4 protein-coding genes and 1 pseudogene are annotated in these 2,579 nt (G+C 62.6%); all 5 read right to left on the reverse strand.

Features of this window, described 5'->3' with window-relative positions:
- Nucleotides 1-40: 40 nt before the first annotated feature.
- Entirely contained in the window at nt 41-928 is an 888-nt protein-coding gene (locus tag RKP46_RS19410) for an ATP-binding protein (protein WP_311108146.1), read from the reverse strand.
- On the reverse strand, nt 925-1,239 hold the full coding sequence (locus tag RKP46_RS19415) for a hypothetical protein (RefSeq protein ID WP_239901899.1): 315 nt from the start codon (nt 1,237-1,239) through the stop codon (nt 925-927). Before RKP46_RS19415 ends, RKP46_RS19410 begins: the two co-directional genes overlap by 4 nt.
- 5 nt (nt 1,240-1,244) lie before the next feature.
- Nucleotides 1,245-1,715, reverse strand: a complete 471-nt coding sequence (locus RKP46_RS19420; RefSeq protein ID WP_311108147.1) for a hypothetical protein — start codon at nt 1,713-1,715, stop codon at nt 1,245-1,247.
- On the reverse strand, nt 1,712-1,924 hold the full coding sequence (locus tag RKP46_RS19425; RefSeq protein WP_077144371.1) for an AlpA family transcriptional regulator: 213 nt from the start codon (nt 1,922-1,924) through the stop codon (nt 1,712-1,714). Before RKP46_RS19425 ends, RKP46_RS19420 begins: the two co-directional genes overlap by 4 nt.
- Nucleotides 1,925-2,106: 182 nt before the next feature.
- Nucleotides 2,107-2,579: pseudogene (locus RKP46_RS19430) on the reverse strand (hypothetical protein); the annotation flags it as partial.

Here is a 2,579-nt window from a genome sequence, read left to right on the forward strand (position 1 = left end):
GTCTGTTCGGAAGCGGAATTGAAATCGAAGTAGGTCATGATCAGGACTCCTGAGTGGAAGTGGATTCGGTGTTAGGGACAGGCGCGGCAGCGGGTGCAGGCCGCGCGAAATCGAGCCGCTCGGTAGCGGGCCTGGCAGGGCCGGCGATCTTTTCCATCAGGCGGCCGAGATGCGGTTCTTCGATCGGATCGAGCCGCCCGGAGCGGTCCTTGGCGGGGTAACCCCATGCGTTCAGCGTGTGGCAGACGAATGCGCGGTAGCTGGCGCCGTCATCGGCCTTCAGTTCGGCCAGGGTGACGACCTCGTCGACGATGCCTGGCAGTTCCAGGCCCGTTTTGGAGCCGTCGATCTGTAGCGAGAACACGCGTCGATTGAAATCGTCCAGCCGCTCATCGAGGATGCCGACGAACCAGACGTTCTTGCCGCGCGTGTGCTGCAGGTGGGTCAGCCAGCCAATCATTTCCTGGCCCATCAACCCGTATGCACCCCGGCTGTCGGGTTTGCCGGTCTTCTCGGAGTAGGCCTGGGGTTGGCCTTTGCACCATTGCAGGCACAGGCGTCCGGCCACGGTGATGGAGTCGACGAACACGGTGTCGTACTTGTTCAGCACGGCCGGATCGCCGAAGCGCGCGCACACGGCATCGAAGTGGGCTTGGCTGAACGGCTGGTCGTCGCGCAGCGCCGGATTCGGCCCGCCGATGTACACCGCGAAGTCACGACACTCCTGCCAGGTGCGCGGACGGATCGTGTCGCCCGCCCAGCCCTCGACAGCCAGATCTCCAGCTTCAAGGTCGAAGAACAGCGTGGCCGTGGGTTTCAGCGTCCAGAGCTGTGACGTCTTGCCGATGCCGCTCTTGCCGACGAGCACGCCTTTCACGCCACGGCGCTCGGCCAGGCGCTGGTCTGCAGTAATGATGGGGAGGCTCATTTGCCGGCCTCCTCGGTGCTGATGTTGGCGAACGCGTCAGCGACGGTGGTCACGCCGAGTGCGCCGCGCTTGCGGGCCATTTCGTACAGGTCGCGCAGACCGCCCAGACGGCGATGGATCAGACGGGACTCCGACTCCATGCCCTGGATCGCGAATGCCAGGTCATCGATGGTGGCGTCTTCGAGGCGACGCACGACTTCGTCGGGGCGATTGCCGTCCAGTGCCGGGATGCGGATGTTGTCCGGCAGATCTCGGAGATACATTTCCGGCTGCTTGCGCAGCAGTTCGAGCAGCGTAGGTTTGGTTTTCATGGCGATTACTCCTGAAGCAGAGCGAGACGAAAGCCCGGCTTGCCGGTCTTGAGGGTGCGTGCCGGAGCGAAGGCGCTCTTGAGCGACTCGGGCCACGCGTTGAACTTGGTTTCCGAGATCCGGTAGCTGATCTCCACGTACTCGGACGGGTCGTCACCGTTGGCGGCGATGCGCTGGGTGATCTCGGCAAGCCGCTTCTGATCCCAGTCGACTTTCTTGGGCAGATCGGCAGTGATGCGGACGTGCCCGTCGTCAAAATGGACGACGCCGGTGTCCTTGCCTGCAGCCAGGCGCAGCTGATGGGCGCGGTCGGCGTACTTGAGGTCCAGTGCGCGATCGACGTGCTCGACGATCGCCTTGGCAGCAACCAGGAGATCAGCGGCGTCGCTCTTGAGTTGGAACAGCGATTCGCTGGCAAGCGCAGCCAGTTCGCTGGCCGGGGTGGCCAGGACTTCGTCGGGGGAGATGCGGTTCACAGTGCACCTCCCGCATTGACCCGCTCGGAGGTGCTCTTGCGCAGGCTCTCGGCCTCGTAGGCTTCGATGTCCTCGATGCGATACGCGACGCGGCCTTGCAGCTTCAAAAATACCGGGCCGATTCCCTCGGAACGCCAGCGCTCAAGCGTGGCTTCGCTGACTCCCCAGCGTTCGGCCAGTTGGCCTTGATTCAGATGTTTGACACTCACGATGCACTCCTTCTGGTTGTTGCGAATTCGTGAGGTCAGTTTCGAAGTCGGCCTGTGCGGGCGTCTGCCGCCGCCATGTACGGGCGGATGTACGGGCGCAGCTTCTGAGGGGAAAAGCGGGGGCCAGAAAGCAAAAAACCGCCCGAAGGCGGTTGTGCGTAGAGCTGCCAACTGGTGGCCGGTCAATCTCGGCGGAAGCCATACTTCCCCTTTTCAGGGTTGTCGATGTAGTCCTCCCAGTCGGTGTTGCCACTGAACAGGTTCTGCATGCGCTGGCTGCGAGCGGTCTTTTTGTCGGCATAGGCTGCGCCGAGGATTTCGGCAGCTGGAAGGAGCCATCTGTCGTTGATGGCCTGCTCGAACATGTAGCGGACGGCTGCGGCCTGACGCTCGCCCTTGATCGTCCAGGGCTTGGTCTTAGTGCGGATGGTCAGCGTGTTGGTGTACTCGTTGAAGTGCACCGGCAACATGGGGCGGATCTCGCCATCGGGCGGAGCGGCGAGTATTCGATGCAGGAGATCCAAATCGATGCACGGCGTGGCGACATAGTCGACGATTGCAGCTCGTAGCGATGCGAATCGGTAACTGCGCGGTGGGCGCACAAACTGCGGCAATACGCCGCCAGACGACAAAATCAGACCCTGGTCAGGAAGAC

The organism is Accumulibacter sp., from assembly GCF_031732815.1.
In the GTDB taxonomy this organism is placed as follows: domain Bacteria; phylum Pseudomonadota; class Gammaproteobacteria; order Burkholderiales; family Rhodocyclaceae; genus Accumulibacter.